The sequence below is a fragment of the Micromonospora sp. NPDC047644 genome (genome assembly GCF_040704315.1).
Lineage (GTDB): Bacteria > Actinomycetota > Actinomycetes > Mycobacteriales > Micromonosporaceae > Micromonospora.
The window spans coordinates 61486-79165 of sequence record NZ_JBEYSY010000009.1 but is presented as its reverse complement, the minus strand read 5'-3'; the positions used below and the strand labels follow the sequence as shown (position 1 = coordinate 79165).

General features: G+C 70.5%; 13 protein-coding genes and 1 riboswitch. Of the genes, 6 read left to right on the top strand and 7 right to left on the bottom strand.

Annotation, left to right across the window (positions count from 1 at the left end; genetic code table 11):
• Positions 1-20: 20 nt before the first annotated feature.
• The 3 genes from AB0877_RS16395 to AB0877_RS16385 form a co-directional block, all read right to left on the bottom strand.
• On the bottom strand, positions 21-1439 hold the full coding sequence (locus AB0877_RS16395; RefSeq protein ID WP_366609515.1) for a PQQ-binding-like beta-propeller repeat protein: 1419 nt from the start codon (positions 1437-1439) through the stop codon (positions 21-23).
• Between the two features lie 62 nt (positions 1440-1501).
• On the bottom strand, positions 1502-2458 hold the full coding sequence (locus AB0877_RS16390) for an acetamidase/formamidase family protein (protein ID WP_366609513.1): 957 nt from the start codon (positions 2456-2458) through the stop codon (positions 1502-1504).
• 96 nt (positions 2459-2554) lie between these two features.
• Positions 2555-3586 (bottom strand): polysaccharide deacetylase family protein, encoded by a 1032-nt coding sequence (locus tag AB0877_RS16385; RefSeq protein WP_366609511.1) that lies wholly within the window; start codon positions 3584-3586, stop codon positions 2555-2557.
• A 426-nt stretch (positions 3587-4012) separates the two neighbouring features.
• On the opposite strand from AB0877_RS16385, the gene AB0877_RS16380 reads away from it, so the two are divergent.
• From AB0877_RS16380 to AB0877_RS16370, 3 genes are all read left to right on the top strand, one after another.
• Positions 4013-5092 (top strand): glycoside hydrolase family 19 protein, encoded by a 1080-nt coding sequence (locus AB0877_RS16380; protein WP_366609510.1) that lies wholly within the window; start codon positions 4013-4015, stop codon positions 5090-5092.
• A gap of 273 nt (positions 5093-5365) precedes the next feature.
• The gene (locus AB0877_RS16375; protein ID WP_366609508.1) at positions 5366-9595 is read left to right on the top strand and encodes a GH92 family glycosyl hydrolase; all 4230 of its coding nucleotides are present in this window, start codon (positions 5366-5368) and stop codon (positions 9593-9595) included.
• Positions 9510-10970, top strand: coding sequence for a PKD domain-containing protein (locus AB0877_RS16370; RefSeq protein WP_366609855.1), 1461 nt, complete (start codon positions 9510-9512; stop codon positions 10968-10970). The genes AB0877_RS16375 and AB0877_RS16370 overlap by 86 nt, the downstream gene beginning before the upstream one ends.
• Before the next feature lie 77 nt (positions 10971-11047).
• Here AB0877_RS16370 and AB0877_RS16365 read toward each other — a convergent pair whose 3' ends face one another.
• Complete coding sequence (locus AB0877_RS16365; protein ID WP_366609507.1) at positions 11048-11680, bottom strand: TetR family transcriptional regulator; 633 nt, start codon at positions 11678-11680, stop codon at positions 11048-11050.
• A gap of 212 nt (positions 11681-11892) precedes the next feature.
• Here AB0877_RS16365 and AB0877_RS16360 point away from each other — a divergent pair, with 212 nt between their 5' ends.
• Positions 11893-13395: an MFS transporter gene (locus AB0877_RS16360; RefSeq protein WP_366609506.1), complete on the top strand. Its 1503-nt coding sequence runs from the start codon at positions 11893-11895 to the stop codon at positions 13393-13395.
• A gap of 80 nt (positions 13396-13475) precedes the next feature.
• Here AB0877_RS16360 and AB0877_RS16355 read toward each other — a convergent pair whose 3' ends face one another.
• The 3 genes from AB0877_RS16355 to AB0877_RS16345 are packed head-to-tail and all read right to left on the bottom strand — an operon-like array spanning position 13476 to position 15024.
• Positions 13476-14060, bottom strand: a complete 585-nt coding sequence (locus AB0877_RS16355; RefSeq protein ID WP_366609504.1) for a histidine phosphatase family protein — start codon at positions 14058-14060, stop codon at positions 13476-13478.
• A complete protein-coding gene (locus AB0877_RS16350; RefSeq protein ID WP_366609503.1) occupies positions 14057-14830 on the bottom strand; it encodes a CbtA family protein in 774 nt (257 codons plus the stop codon). The genes AB0877_RS16355 and AB0877_RS16350 overlap by 4 nt, the downstream gene beginning before the upstream one ends.
• On the bottom strand, positions 14821-15024 hold the full coding sequence (locus tag AB0877_RS16345; RefSeq protein WP_355010105.1) for a CbtB-domain containing protein: 204 nt from the start codon (positions 15022-15024) through the stop codon (positions 14821-14823). Before AB0877_RS16345 ends, AB0877_RS16350 begins: the two co-directional genes overlap by 10 nt.
• A 58-nt stretch (positions 15025-15082) precedes the next feature.
• Positions 15083-15156: riboswitch (cobalamin riboswitch) on the bottom strand.
• Between the two features lie 315 nt (positions 15157-15471).
• Between AB0877_RS16345 and AB0877_RS16340 the strand changes: the two genes are divergently transcribed.
• Entirely contained in the window at positions 15472-16350 is an 879-nt protein-coding gene (locus tag AB0877_RS16340; protein WP_366609502.1) for an amidohydrolase family protein, read from the top strand.
• Positions 16351-16670: 320 nt separating this feature from the next.
• Positions 16671-17678, top strand: a complete 1008-nt coding sequence (locus AB0877_RS16335) for an ABC transporter permease (RefSeq protein ID WP_091406814.1) — start codon at positions 16671-16673, stop codon at positions 17676-17678.
• The last annotated feature ends 2 nt before the right edge of the window (positions 17679-17680 follow it).

The window sequence follows — 17680 nt, the reverse complement described above, 5'->3', positions numbered from 1 at the left end:
CGAGGCGGTGCCCCCGCCGCTCAGCGCAGCCGGCGGATGTCGCCGTAGGCGCGGTAGTAACCACCGCGGCTGGACTCGCGCACCTCGGTCACCAGGTAGCGGGCACCCGGCTCGCGAATGCCCTTGGGGAACTGCACGGACCAGTCCCGCCGGTAGCCGTCGGAGAGCACCTGAACCCGCAGCCGCCCCCGATCGTCACGGCACTGCACGACAACGCCCGCGCCCGAGTCGCTGGTCACCTCGACGATCGTCGGTTGCACCGGCTGGGGCGTCTGGCGGGGGGCCTTGATGTCGCGTACCTCGGGCACGTTTCCGGCCTGCGCCGCGCGGATCGCCGGCTCGCTGGCGTCGATGCAGGCCAGATGGCCGCCGGTGGTGACGACGTAGAGCCGGTCGTCGTGGTACTGCATCGAGTACGCCGAGCCGCAGCCGGTGCCGAGCTTCCACAGCCGGGTGCCCGCCGCGTCGAAGCAGTAGATCGAGGACTGGCTGTCACCGGCGAAGACGTACTCCCCGCCCTCGGCGGTGGCGCAGGAGAAGACCGGGGCGTCGCAGCGGTAGGTGCGTTCGAGCCGCCCCGACTTGGACAGCCGCACCACCTCACGGGTGCCCGTCCCGGCGAACACACTGCCGTGCTCCTGCCAGCCGAAGAGCACCGAACCGGTGCTGGTGTGCCACAGTTCGCTGCCGGTACGCCACTCGTAGCCGGTCACGCCCTGCGAGTGGCCGTGGTAGATGGCGTCGTCGTCGCACCGCACCATCCAGGCCGAACGCCCGCGACCGGGGCGACGCCACAGGAACTCGTCCTCGTGGTCCACGGCGGTGATCCCGCCGTCGGCGTCGGAGACGCCGAGGACGCCGTCGTGGATGTCCAACCAGTAGATGTCGATCTCCGGGGCGATCGCGTACGCCACGCGAGGCACCTTGCCGGACAAATCGTAGACGTTGCCATCGTCGCAGCCAGCGTAGATCCAGGCGTCGTCGGCGACGATGCACTTGACCCCGTCGGGAAGGCGGACCTGGCTGCGCACCTGGGCATTGTGGTCGAGCGTGGTGATGACTCCGTGCTCGTTGCCGACCATGCAGTGCTGCCCGTCGACGAAGATGCCGAAGGCGGGGGCGCCGGAGTCGTAGCGCCAGAGCACCGGGGCGGTGTGGGCGGTGGAGCGGGTGCTGACGATCTGCCGCCGCGACACGGTGCGTTTCTGGCGGACGCCGGGGACCGCCGGCGCGTAGCCCTTGCGGACCTTCTCTCCGATCTTCTTCGCCGCGGCGGCCCGCGCCCGGGCGTTGTCCGGGTAGGCGCTGGCCTTGACCTGCCCCTGGTCGCCGATCCGGCCGTAGCGCACCGTCAGCGTGGCGTTGTCGACGATGACCTCGTAGAACTTGTGGGCACCGTCCACTTCGGACAGTTCGAGGTAGGTCGTCTCCTGGGACATGGGGGGCCTCCGAGGGTCAGCGAGCGGCGCGATCCGGCCGGCGCGGCGACAGTGACCACACGTTAACGGCGACCCCCGACAGAACCGTCCGGCCAGCGCAGCGCGTCGTCGCGGAGCACCGCGTGCGCGCCGACGCTCTGGTTGACGATCTGCGTCACCCGCACGTCGACCGCGATGCTGGCCAGCGCCACCGCGTCCGGGCGGCTGAGGCCGTGCAGTCGCTGCATCAGCGTCAGCATCGAGTCCAGGGCGGTGAACGTGGCGTCGTCGAGGGTGGCGCCGACGCCCATGGTCAACCACGCGTCGGGGGTACGGGCCACCGGGCCGCTGACCGGGAAGTCGTCGCGGACGTCGATGGTCAACGTCACCTCGTCCATCGGACACTCGATCGCGGTGCCGCCGACCTCGCCGTCACCCTGTGCGGCGTGCCCGTCCCCGACGGAGAAGAGCGCGTCGTCCACCGGGATCGGCAGCAGGAGGGTGGTGCCGGCGGTGAGGTCTCGGCAGTCCAGATTGCCGCCCCACGGGCGCGGTGGGGTCGTCGAGTGCAGCCCCGGCTCCGCGGGCGGCATGCCGAGCACCCCCATGAAGGGCCGCAGCGCAACGGTGTGCCCGTGCTGGTTGCGGCCGGTCATCGTGACCGGGTCCAGCGTCCAGGCGTGCACCACCTGGTGATCCTGCACGCCGTAGTGCTTGTTGAACCCGCTCGGCCAGCCGCCGGCCACTGTGGTTCCCCAGCGGCCCGGGACGACCGCGTCGATGCGTACCGCGAGGGTCTGACCAGCGCGCGCACCGCGGACCGCGACCGGACCGATCAACGCGTGTCCGTCATCGGGGCGGTGCTGCGGCACCCGGGGCCGGTCCCGGTTCGCCCCGCCGGGGTACGGGCCGGCGGACCACCAGCAGTCCAGGGTGCGACAGGTGACGGTGTCGCCGGGGTCGATGGTGAGTACGGGCGGGAGATCGGGGGAGAAGTGGCCGTGCAGGCTGTCCTTCCCCGGGGTGAGGGTGTGTCGCATCAGTGCAGGCTAGTGGCAGTTGGTCCGCGTGCCGGCTCGCCAGGTGCGCGGTGGGTGCCGGGCGCACCCACCGCGCACGACTCAACCTGGGCGATGTCAACCCGAGGTGCAGGAGCGGATCTGTGGGCGGGCGCTGCTGTTGCCGTTGGTCATCGTGGTGAAGCCGAAGGTGTTGCCACTGCCGTTGGACCGCATGGTCATGACTGTCCCGCTGCTGTCCCAGGTGGCGGTGCCGTTCCAGATGGTGGAGACCCGCTGCGGCGAGGTGAGGGCCACGACCACGGTCCACGTGCTGGCGCCGCTGACCGTCACCGACGTGTTGTACCTGTCGCCCCAGACGTTGGGGGTGGTGGCGGTCGCGGTGCAGGTGCCGCCGGAGGGCGGCGGGGTGGTCGGCGGCGGGGTGGTCGGCGGGGTCGTGCCGTCGGGCGCGACCGCGCGGCCGGTGGACGGCGAGATCATGCCGGGGCACAGGTTGCGGCTGGTCAGGTTGGCCATGATCTGGGGGATGGCGTCGCGGGTGTTCTGGATCCCGTCGTGCATCAGGATGACCTGACCGGCCTGGAGTCGGCTCGCGTTGGACACGATCTGACTGACGCTGGCGCCGTTCCAGTCCTGCGAGTCCACGTCCCAGAGGATCTGGCGCATGCCCAGCGACGACGCCACCGACTGCAGGGTGGAGTTGGTCTCGCCGTACGGGGGCCGGAACAGCACCGGCCGGCTGCCGGTCGCCGACTGGATCGCCGAGCTGGTCTGGGACAGGTCCGACTGCATCTGGGACTGGCTCATCGAGGTCATGTGGGCGTGGTTCCAGCTGTGGTTGGCGACCCACATGCCGGCGGCCACCTGTGCCTGTGCGGCCGACCTGTTGTTCTGGACGTTCTGCCCGACGTTGAACATCGTGGCCCGTACGCCGTTGTTGCGCAGCACGGTGAGCAGCGAGTTGGTGCTGCCGGTCGGGCCGTCGTCGAAGGTGAGGCCGACGTAGCCGTTGCAGGTGGCGGCGCTCGACGGGGTCGAGGTGGCGGCGAGGACGACGCCGCACATGGCGACCGCGGTGGCGAGGACGGCGAGCGCCGCGCGCAACCGCCTCGACCACAGGGCCGTGCGGGGGAGGAGTCGGCTCATCTGGTGCCCCTTCTCGCAGACCCGGACGGCGGACGGCGCAGTCCGGACAGGTGTGGTGGTGGGTGGATCGCGGCCTGCTGTCGCATCGATCTCAGTGGATCGGAGTATTACAGCGAGAATTTGAACACGTCAACAAGTTCCGGAATCACTCCGGAACAGCGCAGGGCGGCTTGTGGGGCGGGCACATGCCGTGGCCAGTTGGGACGTCGTTCAGGTCGATCTGCCGCCGACTCCATCGACGCCGATCGCAGCGTGGGAGAGCGGCATGATCCGGAAATTCATCGGAAGTATCGGCCGCCGGTCAGGTCGTTGTGGCCGACCGAGGGGGCCAATTAGTAAAGACTGTGAACAGAAGATGTTACAGTCACTCGTGTCGATATCCGCCTCGGGTTTCGGCCCCTGGAGCCCCGAGAAGGGAGCAACCACATGACAAGACTCCGCGCGCTGGTCGCGCTGGCGGCGCTGATCGTCGCCGGCGGACTGGTCGCGATCATCCCGGCCACCGCCGCGTCGGCGGCGGCCTGCTCAGCGTCGTGGCAGGCCTCGGCCGTCTACTGGGGAGACGCCCAGGTCTCCCACAACGGCCGCAACTACCGGGCGAAGTGGTGGACCCAGAACGAGGCCCCGCCGGGCACGACCGGCGTCTGGGAGGACCTCGGCGCGTGTGGAGGCGGCACCACGCCGCCCACCGGGGGGACCTGCGCCTACCCGAACTGGGCCGCCGGAACGTGGTACGCCACCGGGGCGATCGTGCGGTACACCAACGGTCTCTACTACATCGCCGAGCACGACAATCCCGGGTACGACCCCGTTGTCAGCACCTGGTACTGGGAGCCGTACACCTGTGGTGGTCAACCACCGACCACCCCGCCGCCCACCAACCCGGGGGGCTTCGTGGTCACCGAGGCCCAGTTCAACCAGATGTTCCCGGGTCGCAACTCCTTCTACACCTACTCCGGTCTCGTCGCCGCGCTCAGCGCCTACCCGGCGTTCGCGAAGAGCGGCAGTGCCACCGTCCAGCGGCAGGAGGCTGCCGCGTTCCTGGCGAACGTCTACCACGAGACCGGCGGGCTCGTGCACATCGTCGAGCAGAACACCGCCAACTACCCGCACTACTGCGACCCCGGCCAGCCCTACGGGTGTCCCGCCGGGCAGGCCGCCTACTACGGGCGGGGGCCGATCCAGCTCAGTTGGAACTTCAACTACAACGCCGCGGGCAACGCGCTCAACCTGCCACTGCTGACCAACCCGTGGCTGGTGCAGACCGACGCCGCGGTGGCCTGGAAGACCGGTATCTGGTACTGGATGACCCAGAACGGGCCGGGCACCATGACCGCCCACAATGCGATGGTCAACGGCGCCGGGTTCGGTCAGACCATCCGCAGCATCAACGGCTCGATCGAGTGCAACGGCGGAAACCCCGCCCAGGTGCAGAGCCGCGTCACCCGGTACCAGCAGTTCGTCGGCATCCTCGGCGTGTCCGCCGGAGCCAACCTCTACTGCTGATCCGTGTCCGGGCCTCGACGTACGTCATCCGGCGGCGTCGGGGCCCGGTGCGTCGGCGGCCGGGCCCCGGTGCGGGCGGTCGCGGTTTCCGCGCGGCCGACCCGTTGACACGGCCGTGCTGCGCCCGGAACTATCAGCGGCAGTCCACAGCCCGGCTCCCGTTGCTCACGTACTTTCATGACAACGATGTCAGGGCTCGGCCCACCACCCGCTCCACACTGCCCAGACGTTCGACGTACTCGACCCGGTTCGAGTCGAAAGGCTCCGTCCCTCATGTCGCACACCCCCCTTGCGCGTCCACTCTCGCGCCGCCTGATCGCGGCGACGACAACCGCCCTGCTACCGCTGGGCCTGCTCGTCGCCGCGCCCCTGGCGAACGCCGCCCCCGCCACCCCCGGCACCTTCACCTCATCCTTCGAGGCCGCCGACCCACAGCCGGCCACCAGCACCGTCGAGATCGGCCCGAACGGAAAGCCCGTCCAGGCCAACCTCAGCGGTAAGGTCGCCACCCTCCCCGGCAGCCTGCTCGCCCAGGTCAGCGCCGTGACCGCGAGCGACGAGAACACGCCGCGCGAGGTCGCCGCGAACCTCGCCGACGACGACCCGTCGACCAAGTGGCTCGTGTTCGCGTCCACCGGCTGGGTGACCTACCAGCTCGCCAAGCCGGCGACAGTGCGGCGTTACTCGCTGACCACTGCCAACGACGCGCCGACCCGCGACCCGAAGGACTTCGTCGTCCAGGGGTCGAACGACGGCACCACCTGGACCGACCTGGACAAGCGCGCCGGCGAAAAGTTCAGCGGACGCTTCGCCACCAACACGTACAGCTTCACCAACCCGAACGCCTACGGCTTCTACCGGCTCAACGTCACCGCGAACTCCGGTGACTCGCTCGTGCAGCTCGCCGACTGGAACATCAGCGACGGCTCCGACATCCGCCCGCCGGCCACCCCGATGGTCAGCGAGGCGACCGCCGGCCCGAACGGCGGCTACACCACGAAGCCGGACGTCGGGTTCACCGGACTGGCCGCGCTGCGCTATTCCGGCGGCGCCGAGGGCAACGGCCGGTCGTACGCGACCAACAAGCTCTTCGACGTCAGCATCCCGGTCGGGCCGAAGACCCGACTGTCGTACAAGATCTTCCCCGAGTTCACCGGCGGGGACGGCCGGTACCCGTCCACCTACACCGCCGTCGACCTGCGCTTCACCGACGGCAGCTACCTGAGTGGCCGCTCGGCCGCCGACCAACACGGCTACCCGCTCAGCGGCGCCGGTCAGGGCGCCTCGAAGGTGCTCTTCGCCGACCAGTGGAACCTGGTGCAGGCCGACCTGGGCACCGTCGCGCGCGGCAAGACGATCGACCGCATCCTGCTCGCGTACGACAACCCGCAGGCCACCGGGGAGACCCGGTTCCAGGGTTGGCTCGACGACATCGAGCTGACGGCCGCGCCGGCGTCGATCGACGGCTCGACGCTCACCAACTACGTCGACACCCGGCGGGGCACCAACTCGACGGGCGGCTTCTCGCGCGGCAACAACCTGCCGATCACCGCCGTACCGAACGGGTTCAACTTCTTCACCCCGGTGACCGACGCGACCTCCGACTCGTGGGAGTACGAGTACCACCGGAAGAACAACGAGGCCAACCTGCCCATGCTCCAGGGCCTCGCGATCTCCCACGAGCCCAGCCCCTGGATGGGTGACCGCAACCAGATGTCGGTCATGCCGGTGGTCGGTGGCGGGCCGCTCACCGGTCAGCCGGCCAGTCGTGCGCTCGCCTTCACCCACGACGACGAGACGGCACAGCCGGACCTCTACCGGGTCACGCTCCAGAACGGCCTGATCGCGGAGATGTCGCCCACCGACCACGCCGGGATCATGCAGTTCACCTTCCCCACCGGGCAGCCGACCGGAAGCCTCGTCTTCCACAACGGCACGTTCACCATCGGCACGGACGGCACGTTCACCGGTTGGGTCGACAACGGCAGCGGCCTGTCGGCCGGTCGGAGCCGGATGTTCGTCTCCGGCACCTTCGACCGGGCGCCCACGGCGTCCGCCGCGACCTCGGCCACCTTCGACATCTCCGGGTCCCGGGAGGTGACGATGCGCCTCGCCACGTCGTTCCTCTCCGTCGACCAGGCCCGCCGCAACCTCGACCTTGAGGTCACCGGCAAGAGCTTCGACCAGATCCACGCCGCCGCGACGGCCGCCTGGAAGGACCGGCTCGGCCGGGTCGAGGTGCGGGGCGCCACCGAGGCGCAACTCGTCACCATGTACTCGAACCTGTACCGGCTGAACCTCTACCCGAACTCGCAGTCGGAGAACACCGGCACCGCCGCCGCGCCGCGCTGGCAGTACGCGAGCCCGGTCTCGGCGCCGACCGGCGCGTCGACAGCCACCCAGACCGGCGCGAAGATCGTCGACGGGCAGATCTACGTCAACAACGGCTTCTGGGACACCTACCGCACCGTGTGGCCCGCCTACGCGCTGCTGTACCCGGACGTCGCCGCCAGGATCTCCGACGGGTTCGTCCAGCACTACCGCGACGGTGGCTGGATCGCCCGCTGGTCGTCCCCCGGCTACGCCGACCTGATGACCGGCACCAGCGCGAACGTGGCGCTGGCCCAGGCGTACCTCACCGGGGTCAAGCTGCCCGACCCGCTCGCCGCGTACGACGCGGCCGTCAAGGACGCGACCGTCGCGTCCGGGCGCAGCGCGGTCGGACGCAAGGGCATCGAGAGCTCCCTGTTCCTCGGCTACACGCCGACGTCCACCGGGGAGTCGGTGTCCTGGGCGCTGGAGGGCTACATCAACGACTTCGGCATCGGCACCATGGGCGCGGCGCTCGCCAAGGACCCGGCCACGCCGAAGTCGGAGCGTGCCCGGCTCACCGAGGAATCGCGGTACTTCCTGGAGCGGGCCCGCAACTACGTCCACCTCTTCGACCCGAAGACGAAGCTCTTCCAGGGCCGCGACGCCGCCGGCAACTTCCTCGCCGGTGACCCGCTGGACTGGGGTGGCGTCTACACCGAGACCAACGGGTGGAACTTCGCGTTCACCGCCCAGCAGGACGGCCAGGGCCTGATCAACCTGTATGGCGGGCAGAAGGCGCTGCGGGACAAGCTCGACGCGTTCTTCACGACTCCGGAGAACGCCGACCGTCCCGGTGGGTACGGCGGCGTCATCCACGAGATGCTCGAAGCGCGCGCGGTACGGATGGGTCAGCTCGGCATGAGCAACCAGCCGTCGCACCACATCCCGTACATGTACAACGTGGCGGGCGCGCCCGCCAGGACCCAGGAGACGGTGCGGGAGATCCTGCGGCGACTCTACGTCGGCAGTGAGATCGGCCAGGGCTACCTGGGCGACGAGGACAACGGCGAGATGTCGTCGTGGTACATCCTCAGCTCGCTGGGCATCTACCCGTTGCAGGCCGGGTCGTCCGAGTGGGCGATCGGCTCGCCGCAGTTCACCAGGATGACCGTGCGCCGCAGCAGCGGCGACATCGTCGTCAACGCGCCGAACAACAGCGCGTCGAACATCTACGTGCAGGGCGTCTCGGTCAACGGCAAGAAGCAGCGCGGCCTGTCCCTGGACGTCGCGACGCTCGCCAAGGGCGGCACCATCGACTTCCAGATGGGGTCCAAGGCGTCGTCGTGGGGCACTGGCAAGAACGACGCCCCACCGTCGCTCACCAAGGGTGACGAGGCGCCGAAGCCGTTGCAGGACGTCACCGGCCCCGGTCTCGGCACCGCGACCGCGACCGGCGGTCAGGACGCGTCGAAGCTGTTCGACGACTCGTCGACCACGCAGCTGACCTTCGCCTCGGCGACCCCGCAGATCACCTGGGCCTTCCGTGGTGGCAAGCAGAAGCCGAAGTACTACACGGTCACGTCCGGGGCCGCTGCCGGCGATCCGGCGGACTGGCGTCTGCAGGGCTCCAACGACGGCCTCACCTGGACCACAGTGGACTCCCGCAGCGGTCAGGTGTTCCCGTGGCGTAACCAGACCCGCCCGTACTCGATCGACAAGCCCGGACGGTTCGCACAGTTCCGCCTCGCCGTCGCGAAGACCGTCGGCGCCGCGCAGACAAACCTCGCCGAGGTTGAGCTGCTGGCCGGGGGAGACCTCGACCTCGGGGGCGGCGACATCACCGTCACCGCGGCGGACGGCGTGCACGCGAGCACCGGCGCACCCGTCTCCGCTGGCCACCGTCACCGGCGGCGACGCCGGCGGCTACCAGGCCACCATCGACTGGGGCGACGGCACGCCGGCCACCGAGGGCACCGTGACGTTGAGCTCGCGGGCCGTCTACCGCATCGGTGGGTCGCACACCTACACCACGCCCGGCTACCACCAGGCGACCGTCACGGTGACCGACGGCGAGACCCAGAGCGCCACGACGGTCGGCGTCGAGGTGGCGTACGCCCCGGCCTCGGGTCTCACCGCCGCCTTCGACAGCGTCTGCGTCGGCGACGAAGGGGCCCTGGCCGCGGACTGTGACGCCAAGTCCTGGGCGTACTCCCGGGCCGCCCTGGCGGCCGGTGGTGCCACCCAGGGCCAGGGCCAGCAGGTGCCCGGAACGGCGCTGCGGTTCACCCTGCCGGTGATCCCGGCCGGGCAGCCGGACAACGCCACCGGCAACGGGGCGACGGTCGTCCTCGACCTTCCGCAGGACGCGACGAGCATCTCCTTCATCGGCGCCGGAACGCAGGGCAACCAGAGCACCACCGGCACGGCGACGTTCAGCGACGGCAGCACGGCCAGCATCCCGATCCAGTTGAGTGACTGGACGCTGGGCGGCAACGCCAACGGCACCCCGTCCTACGGCAACATCATCGTCACCCGGACGGCGTACCGGTTGCAGGGCACGAGCCGCGACGCCGCCCAGCCGTTCCTCTTCGCCACCGCGCCGTACCAGATCCCGGCAGGCAAGACGCTGGTGTCGGTGACCCTGCCGACGCAGACCGGTGACCCTCGCTCGGCGGGTCGGATCCACGTGTTCGCCGTGGCCAACGACGGCACGCCCGCCCCGGCGCTGACGACCGCCGCCCCGAAGAGCCAGACGGCCACCGCCGGCCAGGCCCTCGCGGCGAACCTCGGTGCGGTGACCGGCGGCGTTCCCGGTACGACGGGCTACCGCGCCCGCGTGCAGTGGGGTGACGGCACGGTTCCGGACGACGTGACGATCGGCGCGTCGGGTGCGATGAGTGGCCAGCACACCTACGCACGGGAGGGCACCTACACGGTGCGCGTCACCGCGTGGGACACGCTGTCGAGCAGCACCGAATCCTTCACCGTGACCGTGGCTCGGAGCGCATCGCAGCCGGCGATCGCGCTGTCCTCGTCCGGCGCCGTCACCACCGGCGGCGCGATCACCGTGACCGGCAGCGGTTTCGCCGCCGGCGAGCAGGTGACCGTCAACGTCGGGACCGACCCGGCCCGGCCCATGAAGGTCGCGGCCTCCGCGACGGGAACGGTCCGCGTTTCGGTGCCGACCGCCGGTGACGCGCAACCCGGTCGGTACGCCGTGACCGCGACGGGCGCGTCCTCGCGTACGCCGGCCACGGCCACCGTCCAGGTCACCGGGGAGCCGCAGGCGCGGACCTACCAGCCCCGGGTGTCGCTGTTGACCACCTCGGGTCCGCGCGGTACGTCGATCATGGTCGACGGTTCCGGGTTCGCGACGAACGAGGTGGTCACGATCGCCTTCGGGACGGGACTGGCGGTCAGCACCGTGCGCGCGAACGGTGACGGCGTCATCTCCGGCGCGACGGTCAGCGTTCCTGGCCCGGCGAAGGCGGGCGCGACCAGCGTCACGCTGAACGGCGCCGCGTCGGGCACCACGGTGTCCCGACCGTTCACCGTCACCGGCTAGCACCGAGGCGGGGACAACGCAGTGTGGGGCGGGCCGTGGTCACGGCCCGCCCCACGCGCTATCGCAGTGACCAGCGCTCAGTGCGGTGGTAGCAGCGCGTCGACCAGGTCGCGCAGCGGCCCGACCAGGTCATGCTCGGTGGCTGAACTCAGCGGTTCCAGCCGGATCGACGACCGCAGCACCGCGACTCCGATGCCGGCGGCGAGGGCCATCTGGGCGCGCAGCAGGAGCTGGTGGCTGTCCGGTTCGCCAGGACGCCACCCGCGAGCCGCTGCGAGTTGTTCGCTGGAGCGGACCAGCACACCACGCCGGATCTCGTCGGCCTGCGCGTCCCCGGAGGACCGCAACAGCAGTGCGAGCTGGCTCGACAGGCCCGCCGCGCCGAGTCCGGCGATGTGCCGGGCGATGGCTTCGGGCACCCGGTCGGCGGGTGTCTGACCGGTGGTTCGACCCAGTTCGTCGCCTGCGGCGCGCAGGCACGCCTCGAACAGGCCCTCCTTGGACGTGAAGTAGCGGCTGATGAGCGCCACGTTGACGCCCGCGTCGTCGGCGATGTCCCGGACGGTGGTGGCCGCGTAGCCGTCCCGGGCGAAGCGTTGGCGGGCGGCGTCGAGCAGCAACTGCCGGGTCTCGGCCGCGTCCCGACGGCGACGCTGGGCCGGTTCGTCGGCGGTGTCGCCGGTCGTGGGGACGGGCGGTTCTGCTGTCACGACGCGTCCTTCCTGTCGTTCGGGCGCGGGAGTCGGTGGGTTGCCGACCACCCGGCCGGCTCGGTCGAACCCAGCAAGTAAACATACGTTGACTTTGCGTGGACCGCAAGGTCCGCTACGGGTTCAGAGTGACGTAAACGACTGTTGACATGAGTGCCGAGCAGCGCATACTGGCTAAGTCAGCAAACGTTTACATCTAGTTCGAGGATCTCATGACCCACACCATCGAGGAGTCGACGGACCTCGACTTCGCGTCCGGCGCCGCCCCGCGCGCCAACAGCGGTCTCCTGGTGCTGTACCTGTCGCTGGGCGGCCTGGCGTTCGCGGTGCTCCAGTCGCTGGTGGCGCCCGCGCTGTCGACCATCGGAAGGGAACTGGGCGTCTCGACCGGAGACATCAGTTGGGTGCTCACGGCGTACCTGTTGGCCGCCTCGGTGTTGACGCCCATTCTCGGACGTCTCGGTGACATGATCGGCAAGCGCCGGGTCCTCATCGGCGTCCTCGCCGCCCTCGCCGCGGGCACCCTGCTCGCCGCTCTGGCCCCCAACCTGACCGTGCTGATCGTCGCGCGGGCGCTCCAGGGAGCCGCCGGAGCGATCCTGCCGCTGTCGATCGGCATCGTCCGCGACCAACTGCCCCGGGAGAAGGTCGGCGTCACCGTCGGCCTGCTGTCCGCGATCTTCGGGGTCGGCGCCGGTGTCGGCATCGTGGCCGCGGGCCCGATCGTGGAGCACCTGTCGTGGCACTGGCTGTTCTGGCTGCCACTGGTCCTCGTCGTCGTCGCGCTGCTCGGAACCATCTTCGGGATGCCCGAGTCCCGGGTCCGCACGCCCGGACGGCTCGACATGCTCGGCGCGGCCATCCTGTCGGTGTCGCTGGTCTCGCTGCTGCTGGCCGTGAGCAAGGGACAGGGCTGGGGCTGGACCGAGCCGAAGACCATCGGCCTGTTCCTGCTCGGCGTGGTCGCGATGGTGGTGTTCGTCCGGGTCGAGCTACGGGTACGCGAGCCGCTCATCGACATGCGCCTGATGCGGATCCGCGGCGTCTGGGCCACCGACCTCGTCGCCCTGATCCTCGGCTTCGCGATGTTCGGGACCTTCGTGCTGGTGCCGACCCTGCTGCAACTCCCCGCAGCCACCGGGTACGGGTTCGGCAAGACGGTGTCCCAGGCGGGCCTGTTCCTGCTGCCCACCGTCCTGATGATGGTGGTCTTCGGTCCCCTCGCGGGTCTGCTGGACCGACGCTTCGGCCCCAAGGTGCCGATGTTCCTCGGCACGGTCGCGGTCGTCGTCGCGTTCGTGCTGCCGGCGCTCGCGCACGGCGCGACCTGGCAGGTGCTGCTCTCCGGGGTGCTCACCGGCGCCGGCATCGGCCTGGCGTTCGCGGCGATGTCCAACGCCATCATCGAGAGCGTCCCGGCCGGGCAGACCGGCGAGGCGAGCGGCGTCAACACCATCGCCCGCACCATCGGCAGCAGCATCGGCGCGGCGGTCGTGGCGGCTGTCATCACCTCGAACAGCACTCCACAGGGGCTACCCACCGACACGGCGTTCACCGCCGGCTTCTGGGTGTGCGCCGGCGTGGCGGTCCTGGCCGTCTTCGCGGCACTCGCCCTGCCCTCGGCGCGCCGCCGCCACGAACAGGCCGTCGCCGCCGGTGTCGACGACCTCCCGCCCGAGCCGGTGGAGCTGCGCCTGCCCACCCGGCAGCACTGAGCAGGCGGCTGACACACGCAGGCCGTGCCCACGACGAGTGGGCACGGCCTGTGCCGTTCGGTGTGACCTCGACCTGCTGCCTAACCGCCCAGTCGAAGGTGCCAGCGCGCACCCTGGCTGGTGAGCCGGACGACAGCCAACGGCTCCACGTCCACCTGCCGGTACGTCGCCACCGGAAGGCCGAGGGCGTGCACCACCGCGACCCGGATCACCAGCGGGTGGGTGACCGCGACCACTCGACCACCGGTCCGGTGCCGCGCGTCCAGCCAGCCGCCGACCCGATCCCGCACGTCCACGACGGACTCACCGCCGTGCGGCGCGCGATCCGGGGCGGACAACCAGTCGTGCAGCGCCTGCGGCTGCGATTCGGCGACCTCCTCGAGCGACCGCCCGGACCAGCCCCCGTAGTCACAGTCGGCCAACGCCGTCTCGATCGTCGGCAGCAGGCCGAAGGCGTCGGCCGTCTGTCGGGCGGCCACCGCGGGGCTGGACAGGCAGGCGTCGTACGCCCCGAGGTGCCAAGACCGGTCCGCACCCGCGCCGGCCTGAGCGAGCGCGGCACGCAGGCCACCCTCGTCCAGGCCGTCGTCGGCACCACCGAAGCGGGCCCGGCGCAGCGCGGCGGTGTGACCGTGGGCGACCAGCCGGAGGCTGGTGCCCCTCACGTGCTCGGTAGCGCGGTGCCGGCCCGGCGACGCCGCTCGTGGTGCATCAGGGCCGCGAACAGCAGGCCGATGCCGGTCCAGAGCACGACCTGGGTGCCCAGCGAGGCCAGCCGGAACTCCCACAGCAGGGCCGCGGGGAAGTCCGCCGGAACCTCCTGGAAGGACGGCATCACCACGTATGACACTGCCGTGACCAGGAGGAACCCGCCCACGGCCGCGGCGGCGCGCAGCCACGTCGGCGCGTGCGCACCGACCGACCGGTAGCCCAGCGAGCCGGCCCACACCGCCACCAGCCCGAGCACCACCATCAACAGGTAGGTGACGGTCCGTTGGTTGATGGTGGCCGGGTCGCCCACCGCCGGCGGGTTCGCCGGGTACTTGAGGAACGGCACGATCACCGCGCCGAGCAGCGCCGCGCCGGCCAGCAGCAGACCCCACCGCCCGTCGTCGTCGCCGCGCCGCCGCCGGGCCAGCAGGACGTACGCCGTGGCCAGCAGGCCACCCATCGCGGCCCCGAACAGGGCGGTGGCCAGGAACAGGCCGCCACGCTGACCCGTCCGGCTGACCAGGGCGTCCTCGTGATCGTGCGCACCAGCGGCAGGCTCCGCGTGGGTCGCCGCCTCCTCGATGGCGATGGCCGCCTCGACGTGCGGTTCGCCGGCGACGTACGCGAACGCCCCGGCCAGCAGGCCGGCGATCAGGCCGGCCAGCAGCCCGCGGACGAGGACGGCGAGGAACGGGGGAGTGCGGGTGGTGGTGGTCAGTGGCACGGGACGCCCAGCAGGTGCCGGCCGTCGTGCATCAGCTCGTGCAGGTACATCCCACTGCGCGACACCGCGCCCTGGTCGAAGGCGACGAGATACGTCAGCAGGGCGAGCGCGGCAACGGTCGCCAGGGCAGTCCACAGGAGACGGGCACTGCCGGCGGGGTGCACCACCGGCTGGCTGGTAGCGGAGCTAGACATGAATACACGAACCTCCCCAGGGATGACGCGTCCCCATCGCAAGGCTGCGGACGACCGAGCGTCCTGGCTCGCGGACCCCGGTTGGGGAACCGCTCACAGTGGCGCGACCGCGCCGGATTCACACCGGCTTCCCTCGCGTCGCCGCAGATAGTGCGTCGACGGTATCGGTGCCGCCTCGGGCGGTCAACCCGGACCCGTGCCCCGGACCCGTCCACACACCGGGACGCCGACTCGGCCGACCGGCCGCGGGTGCCGGCGGATTCGTCAGACCAAAAGGCGACACTGTCGCAAGCCGGTGGTGGCGCGCGTTCGGGACTCGGCAACACACTGTTACCGCTAACATGGTCAATCTGCCAGATCGGCTCCGTGGCTCCGGGTCGACCCGGAGGGTTCGATCAGCGGCTGGGCGGGGTGTGCGGTGGGCGAGAACGCGCTGGGGCGGGTCCGGTGACGACCGGCGAGGTCGCGCGGCGATCGGGCATCGTCGACGCGCACCACCACCTCTGGGTCCGGGCGCGGCACCCACAGTCCTGGATCGATCCGCACACCATGGCCGCGATCGACGACGACTTCACGCCGGTCGAGCTCGCCCCGGCGACCCGGGCCGCCGGGGTCACCCAGACCGTGGTCGTCCAGTCCGTCGCCGTTCGGTCCGAGACGCCCGAGCTGCTCGGCATCGCGGCCGACGACCCGCTCGTCGCCGGGGTCGTCGGCTGGGTCGACCTCACCGCGGCCGATGTCGACCGTCGCCTCGCCCGACTACGCGCGGCGCGCGGCGGCGAACGGCTGGTCGGGATCCGGCACCTGGTCCAGTCCGAACCCGACCCGACCTATCTCGACCGCCCCGAGGTGCGGCACGGCATCGCCGCGGTCGGTGCCGCCGGTCTCGCCTTCGACCTCCTGGTGCGCCACCACCAGCTGCCGGCGGCCGTCCGGCTCGTCCGCGACCTGCCCCAGGTGCGCTTCGTCCTGAACCACCTCGGCAAGCCTCCGCTGGGGCGCGCCGATCTCGCTGACTGGCAGCGCGACCTGCGGGCGTTCGCGGCTGAGGCCAACACCACCGCGAAGCTCTCCGGCCTGGTGACCGAGGTGGACCGTGCGTCCTGGACCGCGGCGGACCTGCGGCCCGCCGTCGAGCACGCCCTTGACGTGTTCGGGCCGGATCGGCTGATGTTCGGCTCTGACTGGCCGGTGTGCCTGCTGGCCACCTCGTACACCCGCTGGGTCACCGTCCTCGGTGACCTGCTGGACCCGCTGTCGGAGGACGAGCGGGCCGGGATCTGGCGCCGGACCGCCGGCCGTGTCTACCGGCTGGCTCCGTCCTGAGACGGCAGCGCCTTTCGACCTCGGGACATAGCATGTTATCGATAACATGCTGGCGGTGGCAGTCGATGTCGATTTGGTCAGACCTATGGCTTCGGCGGCACAGGTAACGATGGCAAAACATGCCCGCAAGACCTTGGCAACATACGTGAATGCGTGGCAAGGTAACGCCTGATCGCGGGAAACATCCGACCTATCTCCAAGGGTTGTGCGGGCACCTTGCCGCACCGCCGGCCGAGCGGGTCGGTCGCTCACAGACGTTCGGCTCGTCGGCGGGTCCCCGTCGGATGCCGGCGCCACGCTTGGGGAGGTCAGGTCCGACGATGAGTAGCGCCGAGGCAACCGCCGGCACGCAGCGCGGCGAACTCAGCGACTGGTTCCGGGAACGGATCTCCCACGCCGTCTCCGAATTCACCGCCGCGACCGCGTTGGTCGTCCTGTTCATCGCCTTGACCTTCGCGAGTCCCTACTTCCTGACCGCGGACAACCTCTTCAACATCGGGGCCCAGACGGCGGTGATCGCCATCATCGCCACCGCCCAGACGATGGTCATCATCACGAAGGGCATCGACCTGTCCGTGGGATCGGTCGCCGCGCTCGCCGGCGTGTTGGGCGCGATGGTCGTGCGCGACCTCGGCTTCTCACTCTGGGCGGCGACGGCGGTCGCGATCGGCGTCGGCGCGCTGGCCGGGCTGTTGAACGGACTGCTGGTGACGGTGGCCCGGATCCCGCCGTTCATCGCGACGCTGGGGACGATGTCCGTGGGCCGCGGCCTGGTCTTCATCATCACCGGCGCGGTCGGCGTCTACGGCCTGCCCCGGTCCTTCCAACTGCTCGGCAACGGGCAGATCCTCGGCATTCCGTTCGCCGTGGTGATCACGGTCCTGGTCGCCGTCGGGGTCGCCTTCCTGCTGTCCCAGACCCGCTTCGGTCAGTACACCTACGCCATGGGCTCCAACCTGGAGGCGGCCCGCCGCTCCGGCATCCGGGTAGGGCGGCACCTGACCGGGGTGTACGTGCTGGCCGGCGTGCTGGTCGGGCTGGGCGGCATGATCGCCGCGTCCCGGGTCAACTCCGGCCAGCCCAACTACGGGATCTCACTGGAACTCGACGTCATCGCCGCCGCCGTCATCGGCGGAGCCAGCCTGTTCGGCGGGCAGGGCCGGATCGTCGGGACCATCATCGGCGCGTTCCTCATCGCCCTGGTCCGCAACGGCGCCGTCCTGCTCGACATCAGCATCCACTACCAGCAGGTGATCGTCGGCGTGATCATCTGGGCCGCCGTCTACTTCGACCAGTACCGCCGCCGGCGGCTGGAATCACGGGGTTGACA

Bases quoted from the DNA above. Each gene is read 5' to 3' on its own strand.
- AB0877_RS16395 (WP_366609515.1), bottom strand. From the start codon at position 1,439: ATGTCCCAGGAGACGACCTACCTCGAACTGTCCGAAGTGGACGGTGCC.
- AB0877_RS16390 (WP_366609513.1), bottom strand. From the start codon at position 2,458: ATGCGACACACCCTCACCCCGGGGAAGGACAGCCTGCACGGCCACTTC.
- AB0877_RS16385 (WP_366609511.1), bottom strand. From the start codon at position 3,586: ATGAGCCGACTCCTCCCCCGCACGGCCCTGTGGTCGAGGCGGTTGCGC.
- AB0877_RS16380 (WP_366609510.1), top strand. From the start codon at position 4,013: ATGACAAGACTCCGCGCGCTGGTCGCGCTGGCGGCGCTGATCGTCGCC.
- AB0877_RS16375 (WP_366609508.1), top strand. From the start codon at position 5,366: ATGTCGCACACCCCCCTTGCGCGTCCACTCTCGCGCCGCCTGATCGCG.
- AB0877_RS16360 (WP_366609506.1), top strand. From the start codon at position 11,893: ATGACCCACACCATCGAGGAGTCGACGGACCTCGACTTCGCGTCCGGC.
- AB0877_RS16345 (WP_355010105.1), bottom strand. From the start codon at position 15,024: ATGTCTAGCTCCGCTACCAGCCAGCCGGTGGTGCACCCCGCCGGCAGT.
- AB0877_RS16335 (WP_091406814.1), top strand. From the start codon at position 16,671: ATGAGTAGCGCCGAGGCAACCGCCGGCACGCAGCGCGGCGAACTCAGC.